Below are 21,895 nucleotides of genomic sequence, written 5' to 3'. Positions count from 1 at the left end.
GTCTTATGCCCCGTTTTTTCGTCGGAAACTCCCTGCAGTCCGGCGACGTCTTCACTCTCCCGGACGAAGTGACGCGACACGTTCAGGTGCTGCGGCTGCAGCCCGGCGACACGATCGTGCTGTTCAACGGCGTGGGGGGTGAATACAGCGCCGAAATCATCGCCATGGAGCGCCGCGACACACAAGTGCGCGTAGGTCCGTTCCGCGACGTCGAGACCGAACCTCCGTACCGGCTCACGCTCGCGCAAGGTATTGCCGGCAGCGACAAGATGGACTGGCTGATCGAAAAGGCCGTCGAACTGGGCGCGACGAACTTCGTGCCGCTCACCACCTCGCGCAGCGTCGTGCGCCTCGTGGGCGAGCGCGCCGTGCGCCGCCAGGTTCACTGGCAGCGCATCGTCCAGGCGTCGTGCGAGCAATGCGGACGCAACCGCATGCCCGAAGTCGCCTCCACCCGCGAGATCGGCACCTGGCTCGGCTCGCTGCCCAAAACGCCCGGCGACGGCGAGTTGCGCGTGCTGCTTTCGCCGCGCGCGAACGTGTCGTTCGCCACCCTGCCCAACACCCCGCCGCAAGGCGAAATCACGGTTCTGGTCGGCCCCGAAGGCGGTTTCTCGTCGCCGGAAGAAGCCGCGGCGCTCGATCACGGCTTTATCGCCGTGGGGCTGGGGCCCCGCATCCTGCGCACCGAGACGGCAGGCATCGCCGTGCTCGCAGCGCTGGCCGCGCGCTGGGGCGGCTGGTAAAAATGACAAGGCCCGCCGCATGCGATCATGCGGCGGGCCTGCGTATTTTTGTCGCAAGAATGCGACGATTCTCAAATGGCAGACGCTCAGGCGAACGAATAAAAGACGCGGAACGGCACCTTGCGCTCGGCCCAGTACTCCGAAGCTTCGCGGAACACGTCGAGCAGCGTCTCGCGCCCGTCCTTATCGAACTTCTGTGCGATCGGCAAGCCGTCGAGCACGATCACGAAACCCGGCTGCTCACCGGCCTTTTGCACCAGGTCGGTCAAGCAATCGTACAAACCATCGTAGTTCTTGCCGAAATGCTTCGGAAACAGAAACGATGTGGCAATGGTTTCGAGCACTTCCTGCTTGGTCTGCGCGTTGGCGCAATACGCATATAGGAAATGCTGCTGCAACCGCTGCGCCTCGTCGGCGAGATCCTGCACGCGGAACGCACGGATCGACTGGACGATATTCGACTGGACGGTCGCAAACAGGTCCATGGCCTCCTCGTTCGATGAATTTGCCTCACCCCTGCGCGCGGCTTCGCGCTGCTGGTCGTCGTGATGCATCTGCATAACGCGCTGGAACAGGTTGCCCTCGCCGGACGCGAACAGATCGCTCGCGACCCGCGGGTCGTGCGCGTAAGTGTTATCGCTCATGCTGCTTTTCCCGGTGTCATTCAACAATTCGCTTAAAACTGGCGTAGTGGTCGTCGGTGTAATAGCAGTTGTCCGTGCGCCTGAGCGGACCGCCGCAGACAATGCGCCGCGCGCCGCGGTTGTGCGCTCGGGGCGTCGGGACAGTGTATTCGTGGTAGTAACCGCGCCGATGCTTCGGCAACTGCTGCTCGTAATTACCGAACACGATGCCATCTTTCTCAAACGGATAGGGCCCGCCTCCGGCAACCAGGCTCAGTGTGTTGACCGCTTCGCGCGGCAACTCGCCCACGCTCACGGTGCCTGACGATACCCCCGATGCTCCGGCATCGTACGGCACCGGAGTGCGCGCCACGACGCCTTGCGAGCACACCAGCGCCGCCGCCAGCAACGCCGCCGACGCAACCGATGCCAACCGCTGAACATCGCTCGAACGACGCCAGAAACCCCCAACAAAACAATGACTTACACGTGCCGAATCGGCCGATGCGCTAGCGTTTTTGGCCGTTGAAACAGCAGGCAGTCCTATACGTACCATCTTCGGATTCCCGCCTCTCGGATCACGCTTTCGACGACCATTAAAGGTGTAAGGGTATCGCTAATGGACCCTGGAAGCAATCGCGCACCGGCGACGACAAACAGGGCTTGACCGCGCACAAGCGGCAAACCGGTAAATTTTACAAATGTGGAGATGGTGCCGGAACGCGGCCGGCCATCGGCCAGAAGTGCGCCTGATGTGCACCTGAAGTGGGGGCGGAATACCGGCGGCGAGCAGCGCCGCCGGTATGAAACACGAAGCCGCGACGACTCCGCGGAGTTACGGCTTGATGAGACCCCGACGCGAAAAACTTAACGCGTCGCGTTCACATCGGCGACCAGCAGCGCGGTCATGTTGACGATCCGGCGCACGGTGGCCGAAGCGGTCAGCACGTGCACCGGCTTGGCCGCGCCGAGCAGCATCGGGCCAATGGCGATGTTGTTGCCCGCCGCCGTCTTCAGCAGGTTGTAGGAGATATTCGCCGCGTCGATGTTCGGCATGACGAGCAGGTTCGCGTCGCCTTCGAGCGTCGACTCCGGCAGGATCTCGCGGCGCAGGTTCGCGTCGAGCGCGACGTCGCCATGCATCTCGCCGTCCACCTGGAGGTCCGGCGCGCGCTCCTTGAGAATCTCCAGCAGATCGCGCATCTTCTGCGCCGAGGCAGCAAGGCTCGAGCCGAAGTTCGAGTGCGAGCACAGCGCGACCTTCGGCTCGATGCCGAAGCGGCGCACTTCCTCCGCTGCCATGATGGTGATTTCGGCAAGCTGCTCGGGCGTCGGGTCGACGTTCACGTGCGTGTCGACGATGAAAATCTGGCGGTTCGGCAACACCAGCGCGTTCATCGCCGCATAGACGTTGCAGCCTTCCTTCTTGCCGATCACCTGGTCGATGAAGTGCAGATGACGGTGCGTCGTGCTGACCGTGCCGCAGATCATGCCGTCGGCCTCGCCCTTCTCCACCAGCATCGAGCCGATCAGCGTGGTGCGGCGGCGCATTTCGAGCTTCGCCATTTGCTGCGTGATGCCCTTGCGCGCCATGAGCTTCGCGTAGCTTTGCCAGAAGTCGCGATAGCGCTCGTCGTGGTCGGTGTTGACGACCGTGTAATCCTGACCCGCGACCAGACGCAGGCCGTAGCGCGCCATGCGCTGCTCGATCACCGCCGGGCGGCCAATCAGGATCGGCTTGGCGAGTTTTTCGTCGACCACGATCTGCACCGCGCGCAGGATGCGCTCCTCTTCGCCTTCGGCGAACACGATGCGCTTCTTCTCCGGCTCGGCGGCGCGCGCGAGCTGGAAGATCGGCTTCATGGTCGTGCCGCTGTGATAGACGAATTGCTGCAGGTGCTGCGTGTAGGCGTCCATGTCCTCGATCGGACGGGTCGCCACGCCCGAATCCATCGCGGCCTTCGCGACGGCCGGCGCGATCTTCACGATCAAACGCGGATCGAACGGCTTCGGAATCAAATATTCAGGCCCGAATTGCAGATCCTGGATGCCGTAAGCCGTGGCCACGACATCGCTCTGCTCCTGGCGCGCCAGTTCCGCGATCGCATTCACGGCGGCGATTTCCATCTCGCGCGTGATAGTGGTCGCGCCCACGTCGAGCGCGCCGCGGAAAATGAACGGGAAGCACAGGACGTTGTTCACCTGGTTCGGGTAGTCCGTGCGGCCCGTGGCAAGCACCGCGTCCGGACGCGCTTCGAGCGCGAGTTCCGGCAGGATTTCCGGCGTGGGATTCGCGAGCGCGAGGATAAGCGGCTTCTCGGCCATCTGCTTGACCATTTCCGGCTTGAGGACACCGCCAGCGGAAAGGCCGAGGAAAATGTCGGCGCCTTCGATCACTTCAGCGAGCGTGCGCGCGCTGGTTTCGCGTGCGAAGCGCTCCTTGTCCGGATCCATCAGTTCGGTGCGGCCCTTGTAGACCACGCCCGCGAGATCGGTCACGTAGATGTTTTCGAGCGGCAGGCCGAGGTCGACGAGCAGGTCGAGACACGCGAGCGCCGCCGCGCCCGCGCCCGAGGCCACGAGCTTCACCTGCTTGATGTCTTTGCCCACGACCTTCAGGCCATTGGTGAACGCAGCCGCCACCACGATGGCCGTGCCGTGCTGGTCGTCGTGGAAGACCGGAATCTTCATGCGCTTGCGCGCTTCACGTTCGACGATGAAGCACTCCGGCGCCTTGATGTCTTCCAGATTGATGCCGCCGAAGGTGGGTTCGAGCGCGGCGATCACGTCCACGAGCTTGTGCGGGTCGGTCTCGTTCAGCTCGATGTCGAATACGTCGATGCCGGCGAACTTCTTGAACAGCACCGCCTTGCCTTCCATGACCGGCTTCGAGGCGAGCGGCCCGATATTGCCGAGCCCGAGCACGGCCGTGCCGTTCGACACGACGCCCACGAGGTTGCTGCGCGCCGTGAAGCGCGCGGCATTCAGCGGATTCTCGACGATCGCCTCGCACGCGAACGCAACACCCGGCGAGTACGCGAGCGAGAGGTCGCGCTGGTTGATCATTTGCTTGGTCGGCGCAATCGCGATCTTTCCCGGCACAGGAAATTCGTGATAGTCGAGGGCGGCTTCGCGCAGCTTGTTCGTGGCGGGATTCGACATGGCGGGCAGGGCGTAAGTGCGGACTAGAATGGCAAAATCTGGATCGATCGCATTGTAGCGCCAATTCCTGCGGGTATTCCTAACAGTTCGGGCGCGGCTGCCGCGACCGCAATGAGGGGAACGCCCCTGCCGGCGCGGCTCGCGCCGGACCACCCGAGTCATTCGTCATAGACCATTCGTCATGCTTTCCGAGTTTTCCCTGATCGACCGTTATTTCGCGCGACGCGCACGCACGAACACGCGCCGCGCCGTGCTCGGCATCGGCGACGACTGCGCGCTGATCGCGCCGGCCGCCGGCGAAATGCTGGCCGTCTCCACGGACATGCTCGTGGAAGGCCGTCACTTTCTTCCCGACGTCGCCCCTCGCGCGCTCGGCCACAAGGCGCTCGCCGTGAACCTTTCCGATCTCGCCGCGATGGGGGCCGCGCCGCTTGGCTTCACGCTCGCGTTCGCGCTGCCCAAGCCGCGCGAGGACTGGCTCGAAGCGTTCAGCAACGGGCTTTTCGAGCTGGCCGACCGTTACGGCTGCGAGCTGATCGGCGGCGACACCACTGCCGGGCCGCTCAATCTGTGCATCACCGTGTTCGGCTCGGTTCGCCAGAGTCATGCTCTCCGGCGCGACGCGGCCCAGCCCGGCGACGACATCTGGGTGTCGGGCACGCCGGGCGACGCGCGCGCGGGTCTCGGCGTGCTGCGTGGAGAGTGGCCGCAAGTGCCGATCGATCGCGCAGACGCCGCGCATTTTCGCCATGCGCTCGAACATCCCGAGCCGCGCGTCGCGCTCGGCCTCGCGCTCGGCGGCATTGCGCGCGCGGCGCTCGACATCTCCGACGGCCTCGCGGGCGACCTGCGACACATCCTCGAGCGCTCGCACGTGAATGCCGAGATCGACGTGGACGCGCTGCCGCTCTCGGCTGCGCTCGCGCGCCTGCCGCGCGCGCTGCAACTGCAATGCGCGCTGGCCGGCGGCGACGACTACGAACTCTGCTTCACGGCAGCGCAAGCGCAGCGCGAGGCCGTCCTGGCAGCGGCGCAACAGGCGGGCGGGCGCGTGACGCGCATCGGTACAATCACTTCATCCGATATGGCAGGTTCGCCTGTTGCGCCCGCGATCACGTGGCGCGACGCCTCGGGTGCACCGCTCAACCTGACGTTGCAAGGCTTCGACCACTTTCATGCAGACTGACCCCACGCCCGCGCCCGCCGACAAACTCGCGACGGCCAGCCAGCCCGCCCATGCCGGCGCGAGCGCCACGGCCACGAGCGCGGCGCCGCGCCGCGCCGACGCGCGCTTCATGCTCGCGCATCCGCTGCATCTGATCTCGCTCGGGTTCGGCGCCGGACTCTCGCGGCTCGCGCCAGGCGCAGCCGGCACGCTCTTCGCATGGGCGGCCTTCGAAGTGCTCAACCGCTACTTCACGGTGCTCGACTGGGGCCTGCTGATCGTCGTGGGCTTTCTCGGCGGCATTGGCATCACCGGGTTCACCGCAAAAATGCTGCGCACCGAAGATCTCCGCGCCATCGTCTGGGGCGAGATCGTTGCGTTCTGGCTCGTGCTGCTGATGATCACGCCCATCGACTTCGTGGGCAAACTCTGGGCGTTCGTCGTGTTTCGTTTCTTCGACATGGTGAAGCCGCCGCCCATCCGTTATTTCGAGCGGCGCTTCAAGGGCGGCTTCGGCATCATGCTAGTCGACCTCATTGCCGCGTTCTTCACGCTGCTCGTGATCGCCCTCTGGCGCATGTCGGTCTGAGCGCCACGCACGCCGCCACCGCCCAGGCCACCCGTAAGAGAATACAAACCGGCACACCGCCACGGACATTTCCCATGCCTACCGATTCCGTCGTTCATCAACTCGCCATTCGCGCCGGCAACAAGCTGCGCGACGCACGGCTCATGCTCGCCACGGCCGAGTCCTGCACCGGCGGCATGGTCGCCACCGCCATCACCGACATTTCCGGCAGCAGCGGCTGGTTCGACCGCGGCTTCGTCACGTACTCGAACCAGGCGAAGACGGAGATGATCGGCGTGCCCGCCGAACTCATCGAAAAGCACGGCGCCGTGAGCGAACCGGTCGCGCGCGCGATGGCCGAAGGCGCGTTGCGCAACAGCCGGGCACAAGTTTCGCTCGCCATCACGGGCGTCGCCGGTCCGGGCGGCGGCACGCCGGAAAAACCAGTCGGCATGGTGTCGTTCGGCTGGAGCAACCGGCTGCACACGAGCGTCGAAACGCTGGTCTTCAAGGGCGACCGCGAGCAGATCCGCGTGCAGGCCGCCACCCACGCGCTGCGCGGGCTGCTTACGCTGATCGACGAAAAGGAGCGCTGAAAGCGTCCGGCCGGATCGAACGCAGGACGCGCGCGGATAACCGCCCCGACGGCAGCCCAACCGCTTCATGCAATCGACAAGGACAAGGAGGCCCGCACCATGACTACCGTGAAGTCAACCGCCGCGAAGCCAATCGCACTGGCCAGCGCCAGCAATCCCGTCGACGAACTGATCCGCCGCTTTGGGCTCGAACCCCATCCTGAAGGCGGCTACTACAGCGAAACCTACCGTTCGGACAAACTGATCTGCCGCGACGGCGCACCGGCCAGCGAAGGCCCGCGCACGGCCTCGACCGCGATCTACTTCCTGCTCGCGAACGGCGCCTACTCGACCTAGCACCGGATCCGCTCCGACGAGCTCTGGCATTTCTACGCGGGCTCGCCCATTGAAATTCACTCGATCGACGAGCGTGGCGTACTGACCACGCGCAAGCTGGGCCACGCGCTCGACCATCCGGGCACGGTTTTTCAGGTCGTGGTGCCGGCGGGACACTGGTTTGCGGCGCGCTGCTGCGACCCATCCACGTACGCGCTCGTGGGCTGCACGGTGGCGCCGGGGTTCGAGTTCAGCGAGTTCGAGCTTGCAAATGTGGATGCGCTCGTTGACAAATATCCGCTGCATCGCGGGATCATCGAGCTGTTCAGAAAGCCGGCGGGAATTGCGGTGGCTTCAAAAAATTGACCGCACAAAAAAAGAAGCGGCGCTCTCAAAGATGCGCCGCAAAAACCCTGCCAAATGTGCAGATGGCGACCTAAACCATCTGCGACACGCTCCCTACAGCGTGTTCCGTTGTACCGCCGCCAGACTGGCGACGATCGCCATTCGTCAACCGGAAACGAGATGTTTGCCTGACCTGACGGAGGAAATCCCGACACCCTCCTACATCTCGCCCTGCGTTGACTCAGATAATACTGAGGGATCCAAGGGCTTTTAATAAGAATGCTCTTAAAAAGCTTAAAGAGACATGGGCGTTTCTTGATGTTCAGAAGCACAAAGACAGACTTCGGCGTGAGGCGCTGAGACAGACCGACGCTCCACGCGCCGGTCCGCGCCCGCCTCAGCGATATGCGTTGATCTTGTCGCGCGTCTGTTCAGCGGCCTTTGCAGCCGCCTGCGCGTAATCCTCGCCCTTGCTCGCGTAGATGATCGCGCGCGACGAGTTGATGAGCATGCCCGTGCCGTTAGCGGTGCGCCCCGCCTTCACCGTGGCTTCGACGTCGCCGCCTTGCGCGCCGATGCCGGGAATCAGCAGCGGCATGTCGCCAACGAGCGCGCGCACCGTCTCGATTTCCTTCGGGAACGTCGCGCCCACCACGAGGCCGAGTTCGCCGCTCGCGTTCCACTTTTGCGCCGCAAGCGAGGCCACGATCTGGTAGAGCGGCTTGCCATCGACGGTGAGGAATTGCAGATCGGAGCCGCCGGGGTTCGAGGTGCGGCACAGCACGATCACGCCCTTGCCCTCATGCGCCAGCCACGGCTCGATCGAGTCGAAGCCCATATAGGGATTGACCGTCACGGCATCGGCCTTGAAACGCTCGAACGCTTCTCGCGCGTACTGCTCGGCGGTACTGCCGATATCGCCGCGCTTGGCGTCCAGGATCACGGGCAGACCCGGATGCTTCTCGTGGATATGGGCGATCAGCGCTTCGAGCTGGTCCTCGGCGCGGTGCGCGGCGAAGTAGGCGATCTGCGGCTTGAACGAGCACGCATAGGGCGCCGTGGCGTCGACGATGTCACGGCAGAATTCGAAGATCGCGTCGCTGCGGCCCGCCAGCGCGGCCGGGAATTTCGTGGGCTCGGGGTCGAGGCCGACGCACAGCAGCGAGCCGGTGCGCTGCCAAGCGGCACCCAGGGTCTGAGTAAAGGAAGTCATGGTGAGGACTCGCGGTGAGCCGGTGTAGGGAAAACGGCGCGTATTTTACCCGGCTTGGCCGCCCATGCCCCCGCACTCGCGGCAGGTCCGCCGAATCGCCCCGGGCGGGGGGCGGTCTGCAAGCGGGCAAGCAACGCGCACCCGCTGTCAGCCAGCCGCGCGCCTCGCACGCGCACCCTTCGCGCCTCGCGCCCCGGCCCGCCCGCGCGCGCCCTCGCGATGCGGATTCGCCGTCGCGCGCATATCCATGCGCTCGACCGTGAAGCTGAATGTGCGCACGAGCCGCTCGCCGTGGTCCAGCACGGTCATGCCGTGCGCCCCGCCGCCGCCTTCGAGATTGACCGCGTTGATCGGGTGATCGACGGGCTCGAAGCAGAAGAAGCGCTCGCCGGGCGGCGTGTAGAGCACGTAATAGTCGGTGTTTGCGCAGATCGAGAGCGACAGGCGGCGACGCTCCCACACCACGGCGGCACGCCCGCTCCAGCCGCTGAACGCGTGATTCACAAGCTGTTCGGGCAGCGGATAGGCCACGCCGAACTGCCACGCGGGCGGGGCGGGCACGTGGCGCACCGGCAGCCAATCCGCGCCCGACAGCCACAGGCCGCTCGCGGGCGCGGAAAGCTCGGTGCTCGCGTCGCGCGCAAGGAACGGATGCACGCCCAGGCCGAACGGCAACGCCTCGCGGCCCGTGTTCTCCACTTCGAGCGTCATCGCGAGCGTCGCGCCGTCGAGCGCATAGGTGAGCACGGCGCGATAGGCGTAAGGCTCGCCATCGCTGCGGTCGAGCACGAGCCGCACGCGCTCGCGATTGACCTCCTCGGGCGTCCAGTGCGCGAGCCACCCATCGCCGTGGATCGGCAACGGCTCGCTCGCGCGATTGCGCGGCACTTCGATCTTGCGTCCGCCAAACTGGAAACGCCCCGCGCCGATACGATTCGAATACGGCAGCAGCGGGTAGCACGCGAGTTCGTTCGGGTCCATGCGCGCGCTTACGCGCTCGCAGCGCCGGAATACGGGTTCGAGCGCGCCTTCGCTGCGCCAGTCGAAGCGCGTGATGCCGCCGCCCAGTTGCGGCGCGACGTCGAGTCTCAGATACGCGTTCGCCAGCGTCACGCAGGCCACGTCGCCCGTGCCTGCCGCGCCAATCGCCACCGCCGAGGTGCTCGGTCCCGCGAGGACCGGATGGGTGGCGGCTTCGAGCCGCGCACGCCGTGCAGCGGCAGGCGATACAGCGGAAGCTGCTGAGGCGGACGAGGCGTCAGGCCGACGCACAGCGGAATTCGCAACACTCATGAGATGCTCCTCGAGAGGCATGATCGATCGCCGCCGCGACAGGCGGCTCGCCGGTGGCCTGCCGGCGCCGTGCTCGCGCGTCATGGGTTCTCGTGCACGGGCCCTGCGGCCGCTTCTTGTGTTCGCCCTGCTGTTTCTTTTTCTGATGCTCTCTGTTGCTGGACTACAACGCCTTTGCGCGCGCTGGCACCTTGCAAAACGGCTCCGGCACGATTCCAGCGCAACGCTCGATACATCCGATCAAGCGCGCCGAGCGCCTTGAAACAGCGGCTCAACAAGGCCCACACGGCTGATTCGGACTGCGAAAACACCGCCCGCATGGGGCTCGCGCGCCAGCGTGGCCGGCTCCATTTCCGCCCGCGCGCTCGTGACATAAAGCGTGTCCAGCAACGCTCCGCCGAGAGTAACGCAGCTAGGCTGCGCTGTGGGAATCTTTACGCGCCCGGTTTCCACGCCATCCGCACCGTAGCGCACCACGCGCTCGCCGCCCCATTGCGCGTTCCACAACCCGCCTTCAGCATCGACGGTCGAGCCGTCCGGCACGCCGGTCTCGTCGGTGAGCGTGGTAAAGACGCGCTCGTTTGCAATCGTTCCATCCGCACCGCCCGCGTTGTAATCGCATGCGCAGATCTTGCGCGTGAGCGAATCGCAGTAATACATCGTCGATCCGTCGGGGCTGAATGCGATGCTGTTCGAAATCGCCGGCGCGGGCAACGGCAGGCGTTCGAGCGTGAGGTCGCGATTCAAACGATAGAAGCCGCCGATCGCCTGCATCGGCGTTGCCTCGTACTTCGTGCCGAACACGAAGCGCCCCTGGCGGTCGCAGCGCCCGTCATTGAGGCGCGTGGGCACGCCAGGCTCGACCTCGACGATGGTGTCTATCGCCCCCGTTTCCAGGTCGAAGAACGCCAGCCGCGATTCGAGGCCCAGCAGCAGCGTGCGCGCATCCGCGCAAAGCGCGAAGCACGCGAGGCGCTCCGGCATCTCCCACGTCACGGGCTTGCCCTCGCGCGCGTCGTAGCGCCACAAACGCTTGCCTTCGATATCGGTCCAGTAAAGCCGGCCACTGCGCGTGCACCACGTCGCGCCCTCGCCCAGCTCGCATTTCGCATCCACCAGCAGCGCGGCCGCCGCCGCATCCGCTGCGTTTGCGTTATCGCTTTGGTTCGCGCTCAAGCCCAGCCTCCGTCCACCACCATCTCCTGCGCGGTGATCATGCGGCTGTCATCGGCCGCGAGAAAAAGCGCCATGCGCGCGAGGTCCTCGGGCAGCAGTTCTGCGTCGATGCACTGCCCGCGCTTGATGTTCTCGCGCCCTTCGTCGGTGAGCCACAGGCGCCGCTGCTTCTCGGTCATCACCCAGCCCGGCAGGAGCGAGTTCACGCGGATGCCGTATCGCCCGAGGTCTTTCGCAAGCCCGCGCGTGAGCCCCTGCACCGCCGATTTGCTCATCGTGTACACCGGCAGATCGGCTTGCTTGAGCATCCAGCTGATCGAGCCGAGATTGATGATCGAGCCCGCGCGCGCGGCCTTCATATCCTCCGCCACGGCCTGCACCGCGAAGAGTTGATGCCGCAAGTTCACAGCGATGCCCGCGTCGAACGACTCCGGCGTGACTTCGGCAAGCGTATGGCGGCGGTCGTTCGCGGCATTGTTCACGAGCACCTCGACAGGCCCGAGCGCCGCCTTCACATCGGCGATGGCCGCGCGCAGCGCGGCGATGTCGGTGAGGTCGCAGGCGAGAAAGAGCGGCTTGTGGCGCGAATCGCCGAGCGTGTCGGCCAGCGCCTGGCCCCCGCTCACATCGATATCGAAGAACGCCACGCGCGCGCCTTGCGCTGCGAAGTGCTCGACGAACGACGCGCCGATTCCGGTCGCTCCGCCCGTTATCAACACCACGCGGCCCGCGAGGCTCGGGTAGCGCGCATAGCCCTCATGCGCGTAGCTGGAACACGTCGTCATATTGGATTCCTGATTAATTGCTCAATCGCAGGCTTCAATCGCGCGCACCGCGATTCTTCAACTGGTCTAGCAGCACCGCCGCGAGCAGGATCGCGCCGCGCACGAGGTACTGATAGAACGCGTCGATGTTGAGCAGGTTCATCACGTTCTCGACCGTGCCCATGATGAGCACGCCGATCACCACACCCGAGATCGTCGCGCGGCCGCCGAGAAGCGACACGCCGCCCAGCACGCACGCCGATATCACGTTCAGCTCGAAACCTTCTGCCGCGTTCGGCTGGCCCGAGGTGATGCGCGAGGCGAGAATCACGCCCGCGAGCGCCGTCACCGCGCCCTGGATCAGGAAGATCCACACGCGCGTGCGCTCGACCTTGATGCCCGCGAGCCGCGAAGCTTCTGGATTGCCGCCGATGGCGAGCGTATTGCGCCCGTATATGGTCTGGTTGAGCATCACGCCGAACACGATGAAGCACACGAGCGTGACCCAGATCGGCAGTTGCACGCCGAAGAACGATGCCGTGCCCATTGCGATGAAGGTGTCGGACGACACGCCCACGGCCTGGCCGTGCGAAACGATGAAGCCGAGCCCGCGCACGATCTCCATGGTGGCGAGCGTGGTGATCAGCGCATTGATGCGCAGGTACGCGATCACCGCGCCGTTCACGAAGCCGATCGCGGCGCCCGCGGCCACGGCGGCAATGATCGCGACGAACGTGTTGTTGGTGGCGTTGAGCACCATTGCGCACAGCACGCCCGCGAACGCGACGGTCGAACCCACCGAAAGATCGAAGTCGCGCGAGGCGAGACAGAACATCATCGTGCAGGCCACCATGCCGATCTGCGAGATCGACAGCGCGAGGCCAAGCATGTTCTCGATCGAGAAAAAGTGATCGACGGTCAGCGACATCGTGATGAACATGATCGCGAAGATCACGATGAGGCTGTACTCGGTGATCTGCTGCCACCACTTCTGCTTGTCGCTGGTCTTCGGAATCAGCGCGTCGGCGGCGCTGTGCGCGACGCTCTTCGCTGCATCGGCGGCCTCGGCCGTCAGGTTTTCTCTCGCTTGCATTTCAGTCACTCCTCCCCGTCCACTCATGCGGCTTTGGCCTGCGCGCCCTGCGGCAGCGCGAGGTCCAGCACCGCGTGTTCGCTCGCCGCGCTGCGCGGCAACTCGCCGGAAATACGGCCCTCGCGCATCACCACGATGCGGTCCGACACGCCAAGCACCTCCGGCAATTCCGATGACACCATCACGATCGCGCAGCCGCGCGCGGCAAGCTGGTAGATCACGTTATAGATTTCGTGCTTCGCGCCGACGTCGATGCCGCGCGTGGGTTCGTCGAGAATCACCACTTTGAGGTCGGGCTCGGCGAGCCAGCGCGACAAGATCGCCTTCTGCTGATTGCCGCCCGAGAGAAAGCGGATCTTCTGGCGGCGGCTCGGCGTCTTGATCTTCAAGAGCTTGATGAAGCGGTCGGCCGTTTCGGCTTCCTTCTTGCGATCGAGAAACATGCCCGCCCTCAGGAAATGGCGGCGGCAGCTGATGTTGATGTTCTCCGAGACCGTTGCCATCGCAACGATGCCCTGCTCCTTGCGGTCTTCCGGGCACAGCACGATGCCATGGCGAATCGCATCGCTCGCGCACTTCACGCGAATCGGCTTGCCGTCGAGCTCGATCTCGCCCGCGCGCCGCTTGTGCGTGCCGTAAATCAGTTGCATGAGCTCGCTGCGGCCCGCGCCCACGAGCCCGAAAAAGCCGACGATCTCGCCCGCCTTGACTTCGAAGCTGGCCGCCTCGTTGAGCGGATGCCCTTCGATGCCGCGCACCGCGAAGCGCACCTTGCCGTGCTCGCGCGGCGAGTAGTTGTAGATGTCGCTGATCTCGCGGCCCACCATTTCGGCCACGAGCGTCGTGCGCTTGACCTCTTCGAGCTTCTCGTGCGAAGCGATCTTGCGGCCGTCGCGAAAGATCGTGCAGGCGTTGCAGAGCTCGTAAATCTCGTCCATGCGGTGCGAGATGTAGATGAGCGCGCGGTTGTCGGCACGCAGTTCTCGCACGAGCTTGAAAAGCACTTCGGTCTCGCGGTGCGAGAGCGAACTCGTGGGCTCGTCGAGCGCGATCACGCGCGCATTGCGCAGCAGCGCCTTGCAGATTTCCACCATCTGGCGCTGCGCGATGGAGAGCTTGCGCAGCTTCGCGGCGGGATCGAGATCCACGCCCATCACGGCCAGCCGTTCGCGCACGAACCGGCGCGCCTCGCCGCGCTTCACCCAGCCGAGCGCGTTGGGCAGTGCGCCCAGCAACAGATTCTCCGCGACCGTGAGGTCGGGCACGTATTGCAGTTCCTGGTGAATCACGGCGATGCCCGCGCCAATCGACGCGGCAGCATCGGCAAAACGCACCTCGTTGCCGTCCATCAGGATGCGGCCCGAATCGGGCTGATACTCACCGCCGAGTATCTTCAGCAGCGTGGACTTGCCCGCGCCGTTCTCGCCCATCAAGCCGTGCACTTCGCCCGCATGCACGTCGAATGACACGCCGTCGAGCGCGCGCACGCCGGGAAACACCTTGCCGATATTGTCAAAACGCAGTGTCGCTGACACTTCGGTTTCCTCTCTTTCGATTCACTGCGGATTCACTGCGGATTCACTGGGAATTCCCCACGCGGCCGGCGCGCGCTTCGCTCACTTCGCGTACTTCGCTCGCACGCCGGCCGCCTTGCAGCGGGAAGCCCTTCAAACCACTTCCTTCAAGCAGTGCTTTTTTGCCGTTACTTCGAAGCCAGTCCCATCTGCTCGCGCACCTGACCCACGTTGTCGCGCGTTGCCAGCATGCCGGTCGTGAGCGTGAGCATCGGCGGCGTCTTGCCTTGCGTGATCCACGCGTACATGAGCTCCGACGTCTCCTCGCCGTGGCGCTTCGGGCTGATGATGACCGTGCCGAAGAAGCCGGTCGGCTCGGGCTTCTTGAACTCGTTGAGCGCCGAGTCCGAACCGCCGATGCCGATGCCGATCATGTTGTCGGCCTTGAAGCCGCGCCCTTCCGCGGCGCGCACGGCGCCCAGCACGGCTTCGTCGTTCAGGCCGTACGCCACCCAATGCTTGAACTGCGGGTTCTTGGTGAGCGCGATGTTGGCGGCGTTGAAGGCGTTTTCCGTATCGGTCTTGGCCTGCGGCGCGGCAATGATGTTGGCCTTCGGGAATCCCGCGGCCACCAGCGCGTCGGTGGCGCCAGTCGTGCGGTCGTGCGCGGTCGGCAACTGCTCGTAGGTCACGTCGATGGCGCCCACATCCTTCATGTCCCAGCCGCGCTTCTTGATCTCGGCGGCAATGCCGTCGCCCACCTGCTTGCCGATGTTGTAGGCGGAGATGCCCATGTGCGGCACGGCTTCGATCGGTTTGCCCGCGCCGTCGACAAGACGGTCGTCGACGGTCATCATCTTGAGCTTGTCGGCCTTGGCCTTGGCGACGATGCCCGGCCCGAGCTTCACGTCGGGCGTGCAGATGATGAAGCCCTGAGCCTTTTGCGCGGCCAGATTGTCGATCGCGCTCATGACCTTCTCGCCCGAGGGCGCGCCGATCTTCACGAGCGTGAAGCCATCCTTCTTGGCAGCCATCTCGGCGAACTTCCACTCGTCCTGGAACCACGGCTCTTCGGGCTGCTTCACGAGAAAGCCGATCTTGACCGGGTCGGCGGCCTGCGCTACAGGGGCCTGCGCGAGCATCGCGGTCGTTGCGGCGGCCAACAGCGTGAGGAAAATCCTGCGTTGCATGGTGTCTGTCTCCTGTCTTCTTCAGTCACGGGAAGGTAGCGGCCGCTTTTTCTTCATCCGCCCGCGCGCGGCCAGCGCTGTAGCGAAGGTCCTGCGTGTTCTTGTCTTCTCTACTCGTGATGCAGCGCCGTGCGCCCGCCATCGATCGTGATGCAACTCGCGTTGATGAACGGCGCTTCGTCCGATGCGAGGAATACGGCCGTCATCGCGACTTCTTCCGGCCGGCCGATGCGCTTCATCGGCGGCAATTCGAGCGTCGCGCGGCGCGCCGCCTCGGGGTCGGGCTGCGCGTTCCACCAGTCGTGCGTGAGCTGCGTTTCGATGTAGCCCGGCGCGATCGCATTCACGCGCACGTTCTTCGGCGCGTATTCGATGCCGAGCGCGCGCGTAAGGCCGATCACGCCGTGCTTCGCAACCGGGTACGGGAAGCAGCCCGGAATGATCTGGAACGCGTGCGTCGAGGCGATGTTCACGATGCTGCCCGCGCGGCGCTCGACCATGCCGGGCAGCACGGCGCGGCAACCGTTCCAGACACCGTCCAGATCGACGGCGAAGCAGCGGCGCCAGTCGTCGTCGGTCATCGTGAGCGGGTCCGCGAACACGTTGATGCCGGCGTTGTTCACGAGCACGTCGACCGGGCCGAACGCGCGCTCTGCGGCGGCCACTGCTGCCTGCACCGAGGTTGCTTGCGTGACGTCCGTGGGCACCGCGAGCGTGCGCGCGCCTGGCTGCGCCTGCGCGATCTCGCGCGCGGTGGCCTCGGCGCTCGCACCATCGAGCTCGGCAAGCACGAGCGCCGCGCCCTCGGCCGCGAACGCGCGCGCGATCGCGGCGCCAATGCCGCGTCCCGCGCCGGTCACGATCGCGACCTTGCCGTTCAGGCGGTTCACGCCTTCGCTCCCTGTGCGCCGGCTTGTTCGCGAGCTTGCGCGCTTGCTTGCGCGTTTTGGGTGGCGCGCCAGCCCGCGACGAACGCGAGCGCGTTCGCGCGCGTCGCCGCAACGTCCTGGCCCGGCTTGTAGAGCGCGGAGCCCAGGCCGAAGCCGCTCGCGCCCGCCGCCAGTTGCGGCCCCATGTTGTCCGGCTTCACGCCGCCCACGGGCAGCAGCGGCACGACGCCGGGAATGACCGCGCGCCACGCCTTCGTCACTTCCGCGCCCAGTTGCTCAGCGGGAAACATCTTGAGCGCATCGGCGCCGCATTTGAGCGCCGCGAACGCTTCGGTGGGCGTCGCCACGCCCGGCACGCAAGCGAGGCCCTGCAGTTTGGCCGCGAGAATCACCTCGGTATCCGCATGCGGCATCACGATCAGCTCGCCGCCGGCGGCCTTGACATCGCGCACGCGCCCGGGCGTGAGCACGGTGCCCGCGCCAATCATGGCGTCGGCGGGCAGCGCCGCGCGCAGCGCCGCGATGCTCTCTAGTGGCGACGGTGAGTTGAGCGGCACCTCGATGAGCCTGAAGCCCGCCTCGTAGAGCGCGCGGCCATGGTCGGCGGCCTCGGCGGGCCGGATGCCGCGCATGATCGCGACCATCCGGCAGGCGCCAAACGCGGCCGTGAAGCCCGCGTGAGGCGTGTACGGGGCCGGCAAGTTCAATTCAGGTTCCATCGTGCGTAGTCCTGTGAGTTGCGTTCTGCGCGGCTCACGCCGTTTGATTTGTCTGGCTCGTCTGATCCGTCGGGGCCACGAGGCCCGCGCGCACCGCGACGCGCCACAGTCCGCGCTCGGTCGCCCGATGCACGATTTGCGCGCCAGAGCAGCCGAACTGCGCAAGCGCGAGCCGGTAGCGCTCGCACAGCGCATCGGCGCCAATCAAGCGCGGCGCACATGCCGCGAGTTCCACGTCGCGGCGCGCGAGCACCGCGTCGAGCCCCGCCAGTTCATGACCGATCAGGAGGCCCGAGAGATAGTCGGGCTGTTCGTCGGCGGCAAGCTGATCGGTGAGGCCGAGCGTGCGCGTGCTGAACGCGGTCGCCAGCACGCCCGCGCAACCGTGTTCGCGCGCCACCGTCACGCCGCGCAGGAACGCCGCCGTATCGGGCGCGGCCGGCCGCTTCATGGTGCGGCCGAGGATCGTGTGCGCCGTGAGCGCCGCGTAGACCTCGCCCGTCATGAAGGTGTAGAAGCGCTCAATGCGCGCACCTTCCACCACCACCCATTTCGCGTGCGTGCCGGGCAGGCCGATCAGTGCCGGCTGCATCGGCGCTTGCATGGCCGCGTCGGCACGGGCATCGAACTGCGCACCGCGCTCACCCAACGCGCCGAAGATCTGCGTTTCCTCGCCGCGCATGACATTGGGCAACGCGCCGGGCTCCAGCACGCCCGGCACGACGGCCACCTCCACACCGCTGGCCGTGCGCACCCTGACGATGCCGGCCACCAGCGCGTCCTCGCTTGCGGGCGTTTCCACATACGGCGCCGACACCCAGCCCTGGGCGCTGCCGACCATGCCCGCCGCGAGCACCGGAAGCGCGCTCGACTGTGCGAGCCACACGCCACAAGCCTCGTCGAATGCGGCGTCGAAGCCGCCCTCTTCAGCCGGCACCGGCAGATTCATGATTCCTGCTGTCGACATGCGCGTGTCGAGCACCTCGCCCGCCGCATCGAACAAATACGCGCGCAGCGAAGTCGTGCCCCAATCGAGCGCGATGAGCGCGGCCGGCTTCGCCCTGGCGGCATCCGGCTTGCCGTGCGCTCTGCGTGCCGCCGTCGTATGTGCGCTCATCGTCGGATCCTGCGCGTGGCGGGTTGCGGCACGCGCCAGCCGAGTTCCTGCGAGATCGCGCGCGCCTCGCGCTGCACGACCGCGATCAATTCGTCCATGCGTTCGAGCGGCATGTAGGGGATCGTGCTCGCCACCGACAGCGCCGCCACGATCGCCCCGGACGCATCGCGCACCGGCGCGGCTACGCAGCGGATCGAAATTTCGTTTTCCTCAAGATCGAACGTGTAGCCGCCGGCCGAGTACGTGGCCATGCGCTTAAGGAATGTGTCGGGATCGAGGTTGTGATCGGGGCGAAAGCTCACGCCCGCGAGCGCGCGCCGCGACGCCTCGAACAAGTCGCGCCACGACTGCGGCGAGAGATCGAGCATCATCGCCTTGCCGATGCCGGTGGACGCGAGCGGCATGCGGTGCCCCACGCGAGAGCGCATTTCGAGGCCGCGCTGGCCGGGGATCTTGTCGATGTAGAGCACGTCGTCGCCATCGCGCACGCCGAGGTGAATCGTGTCGAGCGTCGCCTCGGCAAGCGCTTCGAGATGCGTGCGCGCGACAGCCGTGAGCGGCATTTGCTCGAGCGCGATCGTGCCGAGTTCGATGAGCTTGGGCCCGAGCAGATAGCCGCCCTGCACCTGGCGCAAATAGCGCGCCTGCACAAGGCTTGATACGAGCCGGTGCGTGGTGCTGCGCGTCGTGCCGAGCACAGCGCCGAACGAGCGCAGATCGCGCACGCCGGCAGCGGCGGCTTCGAGAATGGCGAGGCCGCGCAGGAGCGTCTGCGTGCCGGCTTGCGCCGAGCCGTCGAGCAGCGCGCCCGGCAGGCCGACGATCTCGTCGGCGCCGGCGCGGGATTTGGCTTGCAGTTGAGCACGGCCAGCGGCGGCTGGAGCGTCCGCGTTGGATTCGGCGGCCGGCTCGGCCTCAGCATTCGTGAAGCGTTCGGCGAAATTCGGGGACATCGCTTTATTCATGGCGAGGCCGATCAGAAAAACGGGGATAAACGCGCGGCGTCAAACGACGGCCTGCGGACCATGGTGCGAAAAGCTGGAGCGCGCTTTTGCGCGCGACGGTGGACGGCACGAGGCCGCATGCTTCGCGGACTGGAACATGGCTGACGTCTCCGATTCTTGCCCGCTGAGACACGTGATTCGCGCGGCCGTGGGCTTTTGTCTGGGCTATGCCGACTTGCCATTTGCCACCCGCTGTCTGGGGCGTGTGGCGCGTCATGTCGGATGGATCGGATTGTAGGTCGGTTTTTCCGCGATCTCCAATATGTGATTGGGTCGCTCAAATATTGGGAATTTGATCCCTTCGACGGATGGCTGACGGGCGTTGAAATACAGTAACAATACGAATAAAAAAACGGCCGCCAGATAGCCTGGGGCCGTTTTTGCACGTTTTTTGCACGTTTTTTGCACGCTTTTTGCACGATTGTCGCGCAGCGTGGTCAGCGGCTTTCAGAGGCGTTCTCACGCCCCGCCGCATTACTTCCCTGCCGGCGCCTTATAAGCGACGCAATCGACTTCGACCTTGCAGTCCACCACCATGCTCGACTGCACGCAGGCGCGCGCCGGCGGATGCTCGCCGAAGTACTCGCGGAACACCTTGTTGAACGACTGGAAGTCGCGCGCGTCGTCGAGCCACACGCCGCAGCGCACCACGTGCTCCGCGCCATAGCCCGCCTCTTTCAGGATTGCGAAGAGATTCTGGATGGCCTTGTGCGACTGCTCGACGATGCCGCCGTTGATTACCTCGCCGCCTTCCATCGGCGTCTGGCCCGAGACGTACAGCCAGCCGTCGGCTTCCACCGCGCGCGCGAACGGCAGATGTTGTCCGCCCTGGCCCTTGCCGCCTTCTGCTCCAATTCGTTTCATCGTTTGCTCCTTTGAGTTCGCTTGGGTCGCAACTTTGTGCGCGAAAAAATAACTTAGAAAACCTGAGCGTCGCGCGTGCCTCGCGCAACGAAGTGGCCCGCGCGTTCGCCGGTTGCCTGGCCGTCGCGGTACGACAGCACACCGTTCACCCACACCGCGTCGATGCCTTCGGCCACCTGCTGCGGCTGCTCGAAGGTCGCGGCGTCGCGCACCTTCGCGGGGTCGAACAGCACGAGGTCGGCATGCCAGCCCACGTGCACCTCGCCGCGCTGCGTGAGGCCAAAGCGCCGCGCCGACAAACCCGTCATCTTGCGCACCGCCTCTTCGAGCGGCAGCAGCGCAACGTCGCGCGCGTAATGGCCCAGCACGCGCGGGAACGCGCCCCACAAACGCGGATGCGGCAGCGGGTCGTTCGGCAGGCCGTCCGAGCCCACCATCGTCGCGGGATGCGACAGGATGCGGCGCACGTCGTCCTCGGACATGTTGTGATAGACCGCGCCTGCCGGCTGCAAACGCTTGCCGGCCTCCTGCTGCGAGACGCCCCATTCGGCCGCGATGTCCTTGATGAGCTTGCCCGCCTGCTCGGGGTGCGGCGTCGACCACGTGATCGTGATGTCGATGTCGCCCGTCACCTGCTTGAGGTCGAGCGTCGATGAGCTGCGGCTGTACGGATAGCAATCGCAGCCCACCGGCTGATACTTGCGCGCGCCTTCGAGCGACGCGAGCACTTCCGCGCTGCGCCCCCAGTTCGACGGACCCGCGCATTTGAGGTGCGAAATGACGACCGGCACGCGCGCATGCTTGCCGATGTGGTACGCCTCCTCCATGGCTTCGAGGATGGCGTCGAATTCGGTGCGCATGTGCGTCGTGTAGAGCGCGCCGGCGATGGCGAGCGGCTCCGCAAGCGAGGCGACTTCTTCGGTCGACGCCGCGAAGGCATTGCCATACGCGAGGCCCGTTGAAAGTCCGAGCGCACCGTGCATGAGCGCCTCTTCGAGCTGCGCGCGCATCGCCGCGATTTCGTCGCCGGTGGCGGCGCGCTTGAGATCGTCCATGTGGTTGCTGCGCAGCGCAGTATGGCCGATCAGCGCCCCCACGTTTACCGCGGGCTTCGCGGCATTCACGGCGTCGACGTACGCCGCGAAGGTCGGATACTGGAACGCCTCGCGCTCGCCGAGCAGATTCATCGGATCGGGCGGATCGCCCTTGAGCGACACCGGCGAAGCGCTGATCCCGCAGTTGCCGACGACCACCGTGGTCACGCCCTGGCTGATCTTCGGCAGCATCTGCGGCGAGCGGATCACGTGGGTGTCGTCGTGCGTATGGACGTCGATGAAGCCCGGCGCGAGCGCGCGTCCCTCGGCCTCGATCACTTCCTCCGCCAACCAGTTCGACAGATTGCCGATGGCGGCGATGCGCCCGTCGCGCAGCGCGACATCGCGCTCGACGCCCGGTGCGCCCGTGCCGTCGTACAGCATGGCGCCGAAAATGAGGGTATCGGCGGCTTCCGGATGCGAATGCATGTCACAGTCTCCTGT

20 protein-coding genes and 1 pseudogene are annotated in these 21,895 nt (G+C 65.7%); 5 read left to right on the top strand and 16 right to left on the bottom strand.

Annotated elements, in window-relative coordinates; all coding sequences use genetic code 11:
* The first annotated feature begins 5 nt into the window (after window positions 1-5).
* Entirely contained in the window at window positions 6-746 is a 741-nt protein-coding gene (locus NH14_RS09730) for a 16S rRNA (uracil(1498)-N(3))-methyltransferase (protein ID WP_035534109.1), read from the top strand.
* Between the two features lie 86 nt (window positions 747-832).
* On the opposite strand, the gene NH14_RS09725 is transcribed toward NH14_RS09730, so the two are convergent.
* From NH14_RS09725 to NH14_RS09715, 3 genes are all read right to left on the bottom strand, one after another.
* Window positions 833-1,390 carry a barstar family protein gene (locus NH14_RS09725; protein WP_035534110.1) on the bottom strand — a complete coding sequence of 186 codons (558 nt, stop codon included), beginning with the start codon at window positions 1,388-1,390 and terminating at the stop codon, window positions 833-835.
* A gap of 16 nt (window positions 1,391-1,406) precedes the next feature.
* On the bottom strand, window positions 1,407-1,925 hold the full coding sequence (locus tag NH14_RS34105) for a ribonuclease (RefSeq protein WP_084225973.1): 519 nt from the start codon (window positions 1,923-1,925) through the stop codon (window positions 1,407-1,409).
* 311 nt (window positions 1,926-2,236) lie between these two features.
* Window positions 2,237-4,531: an NADP-dependent malic enzyme gene (locus tag NH14_RS09715; protein ID WP_052148559.1), complete on the bottom strand. Its 2,295-nt coding sequence runs from the start codon at window positions 4,529-4,531 to the stop codon at window positions 2,237-2,239.
* A 181-nt stretch (window positions 4,532-4,712) separates the two neighbouring features.
* On the opposite strand from NH14_RS09715, the gene thiL reads away from it, so the two are divergent.
* From thiL to NH14_RS09695, 4 genes and pseudogenes are all read left to right on the top strand, one after another.
* Window positions 4,713-5,717, top strand: coding sequence for a thiamine-phosphate kinase (thiL, locus tag NH14_RS09710; protein WP_035534112.1), 1,005 nt, complete (start codon window positions 4,713-4,715; stop codon window positions 5,715-5,717).
* Window positions 5,707-6,285 carry a phosphatidylglycerophosphatase A family protein gene (locus NH14_RS09705; RefSeq protein ID WP_035534113.1) on the top strand — a complete coding sequence of 193 codons (579 nt, stop codon included), beginning with the start codon at window positions 5,707-5,709 and terminating at the stop codon, window positions 6,283-6,285. The genes thiL and NH14_RS09705 overlap by 11 nt, the downstream gene beginning before the upstream one ends.
* Window positions 6,286-6,359: 74 nt before the next feature.
* Window positions 6,360-6,860 (top strand): CinA family protein, encoded by a 501-nt coding sequence (locus tag NH14_RS09700; RefSeq protein WP_035534114.1) that lies wholly within the window; start codon window positions 6,360-6,362, stop codon window positions 6,858-6,860.
* Window positions 6,861-6,998: 138 nt separating this feature from the next.
* Window positions 6,999-7,541: pseudogene (locus NH14_RS09695) on the top strand (cupin domain-containing protein).
* Window positions 7,542-7,917: 376 nt separating this feature from the next.
* Here the strand turns inward: NH14_RS09695 and pyrF are convergent.
* The 13 genes from pyrF to NH14_RS09630 all read right to left on the bottom strand — a co-directional run bounded on the left by pyrF (window position 7,918) and on the right by NH14_RS09630 (window position 21,880).
* Window positions 7,918-8,733: an orotidine-5'-phosphate decarboxylase gene (gene pyrF, locus NH14_RS09690; protein WP_035534115.1), complete on the bottom strand. Its 816-nt coding sequence runs from the start codon at window positions 8,731-8,733 to the stop codon at window positions 7,918-7,920.
* A gap of 147 nt (window positions 8,734-8,880) precedes the next feature.
* Entirely contained in the window at window positions 8,881-10,026 is a 1,146-nt protein-coding gene (locus NH14_RS09685; RefSeq protein ID WP_052148561.1) for an aldose 1-epimerase, read from the bottom strand.
* Between the two features lie 240 nt (window positions 10,027-10,266).
* On the bottom strand, window positions 10,267-11,202 hold the full coding sequence (locus NH14_RS09680) for an SMP-30/gluconolactonase/LRE family protein (RefSeq protein ID WP_035534116.1): 936 nt from the start codon (window positions 11,200-11,202) through the stop codon (window positions 10,267-10,269).
* The gene (locus NH14_RS09675; protein WP_035534117.1) at window positions 11,199-11,987 is read right to left on the bottom strand and encodes an SDR family NAD(P)-dependent oxidoreductase; all 789 of its coding nucleotides are present in this window, start codon (window positions 11,985-11,987) and stop codon (window positions 11,199-11,201) included. The genes NH14_RS09680 and NH14_RS09675 overlap by 4 nt, the downstream gene beginning before the upstream one ends.
* 34 nt (window positions 11,988-12,021) lie before the next feature.
* Window positions 12,022-13,059: an L-arabinose ABC transporter permease AraH gene (araH, locus tag NH14_RS09670; protein WP_035534118.1), complete on the bottom strand. Its 1,038-nt coding sequence runs from the start codon at window positions 13,057-13,059 to the stop codon at window positions 12,022-12,024.
* 23 nt (window positions 13,060-13,082) lie between these two features.
* Window positions 13,083-14,594, bottom strand: coding sequence for an L-arabinose ABC transporter ATP-binding protein AraG (gene araG, locus NH14_RS09665; protein WP_035534119.1), 1,512 nt, complete (start codon window positions 14,592-14,594; stop codon window positions 13,083-13,085).
* Between the two features lie 167 nt (window positions 14,595-14,761).
* The gene (locus tag NH14_RS09660; protein ID WP_035534120.1) at window positions 14,762-15,763 is read right to left on the bottom strand and encodes an arabinose ABC transporter substrate-binding protein; all 1,002 of its coding nucleotides are present in this window, start codon (window positions 15,761-15,763) and stop codon (window positions 14,762-14,764) included.
* A gap of 110 nt (window positions 15,764-15,873) precedes the next feature.
* Window positions 15,874-16,653 carry an SDR family oxidoreductase gene (locus tag NH14_RS09655; RefSeq protein ID WP_035534121.1) on the bottom strand — a complete coding sequence of 260 codons (780 nt, stop codon included), beginning with the start codon at window positions 16,651-16,653 and terminating at the stop codon, window positions 15,874-15,876.
* Window positions 16,650-17,372, bottom strand: coding sequence for a 2-dehydro-3-deoxy-6-phosphogalactonate aldolase (locus NH14_RS09650; protein WP_052148560.1), 723 nt, complete (start codon window positions 17,370-17,372; stop codon window positions 16,650-16,652). Before NH14_RS09650 ends, NH14_RS09655 begins: the two co-directional genes overlap by 4 nt.
* A gap of 34 nt (window positions 17,373-17,406) precedes the next feature.
* Window positions 17,407-18,489 carry a 2-dehydro-3-deoxygalactonokinase gene (locus NH14_RS09645; protein ID WP_035534122.1) on the bottom strand — a complete coding sequence of 361 codons (1,083 nt, stop codon included), beginning with the start codon at window positions 18,487-18,489 and terminating at the stop codon, window positions 17,407-17,409.
* On the bottom strand, window positions 18,486-19,454 hold the full coding sequence (locus tag NH14_RS09640) for an IclR family transcriptional regulator (protein ID WP_035534123.1): 969 nt from the start codon (window positions 19,452-19,454) through the stop codon (window positions 18,486-18,488). Before NH14_RS09640 ends, NH14_RS09645 begins: the two co-directional genes overlap by 4 nt.
* A 513-nt stretch (window positions 19,455-19,967) precedes the next feature.
* Window positions 19,968-20,357, bottom strand: a complete 390-nt coding sequence (locus tag NH14_RS09635; RefSeq protein ID WP_028216230.1) for a RidA family protein — start codon at window positions 20,355-20,357, stop codon at window positions 19,968-19,970.
* 53 nt (window positions 20,358-20,410) lie between these two features.
* A complete protein-coding gene (locus tag NH14_RS09630; protein WP_035534124.1) occupies window positions 20,411-21,880 on the bottom strand; it encodes an N-acyl-D-amino-acid deacylase family protein in 1,470 nt (489 codons plus the stop codon).
* Between the last annotated feature and the right edge of the window lie 15 nt (window positions 21,881-21,895).

Origin of the sequence: Paraburkholderia sacchari (assembly GCF_000785435.2) — a bacterium.
GTDB lineage: Bacteria > Pseudomonadota > Gammaproteobacteria > Burkholderiales > Burkholderiaceae > Paraburkholderia > Paraburkholderia sacchari.
Note: the sequence above shows the minus strand (reverse complement) of the source record. Positions and strands in the feature narration are given on the sequence as shown.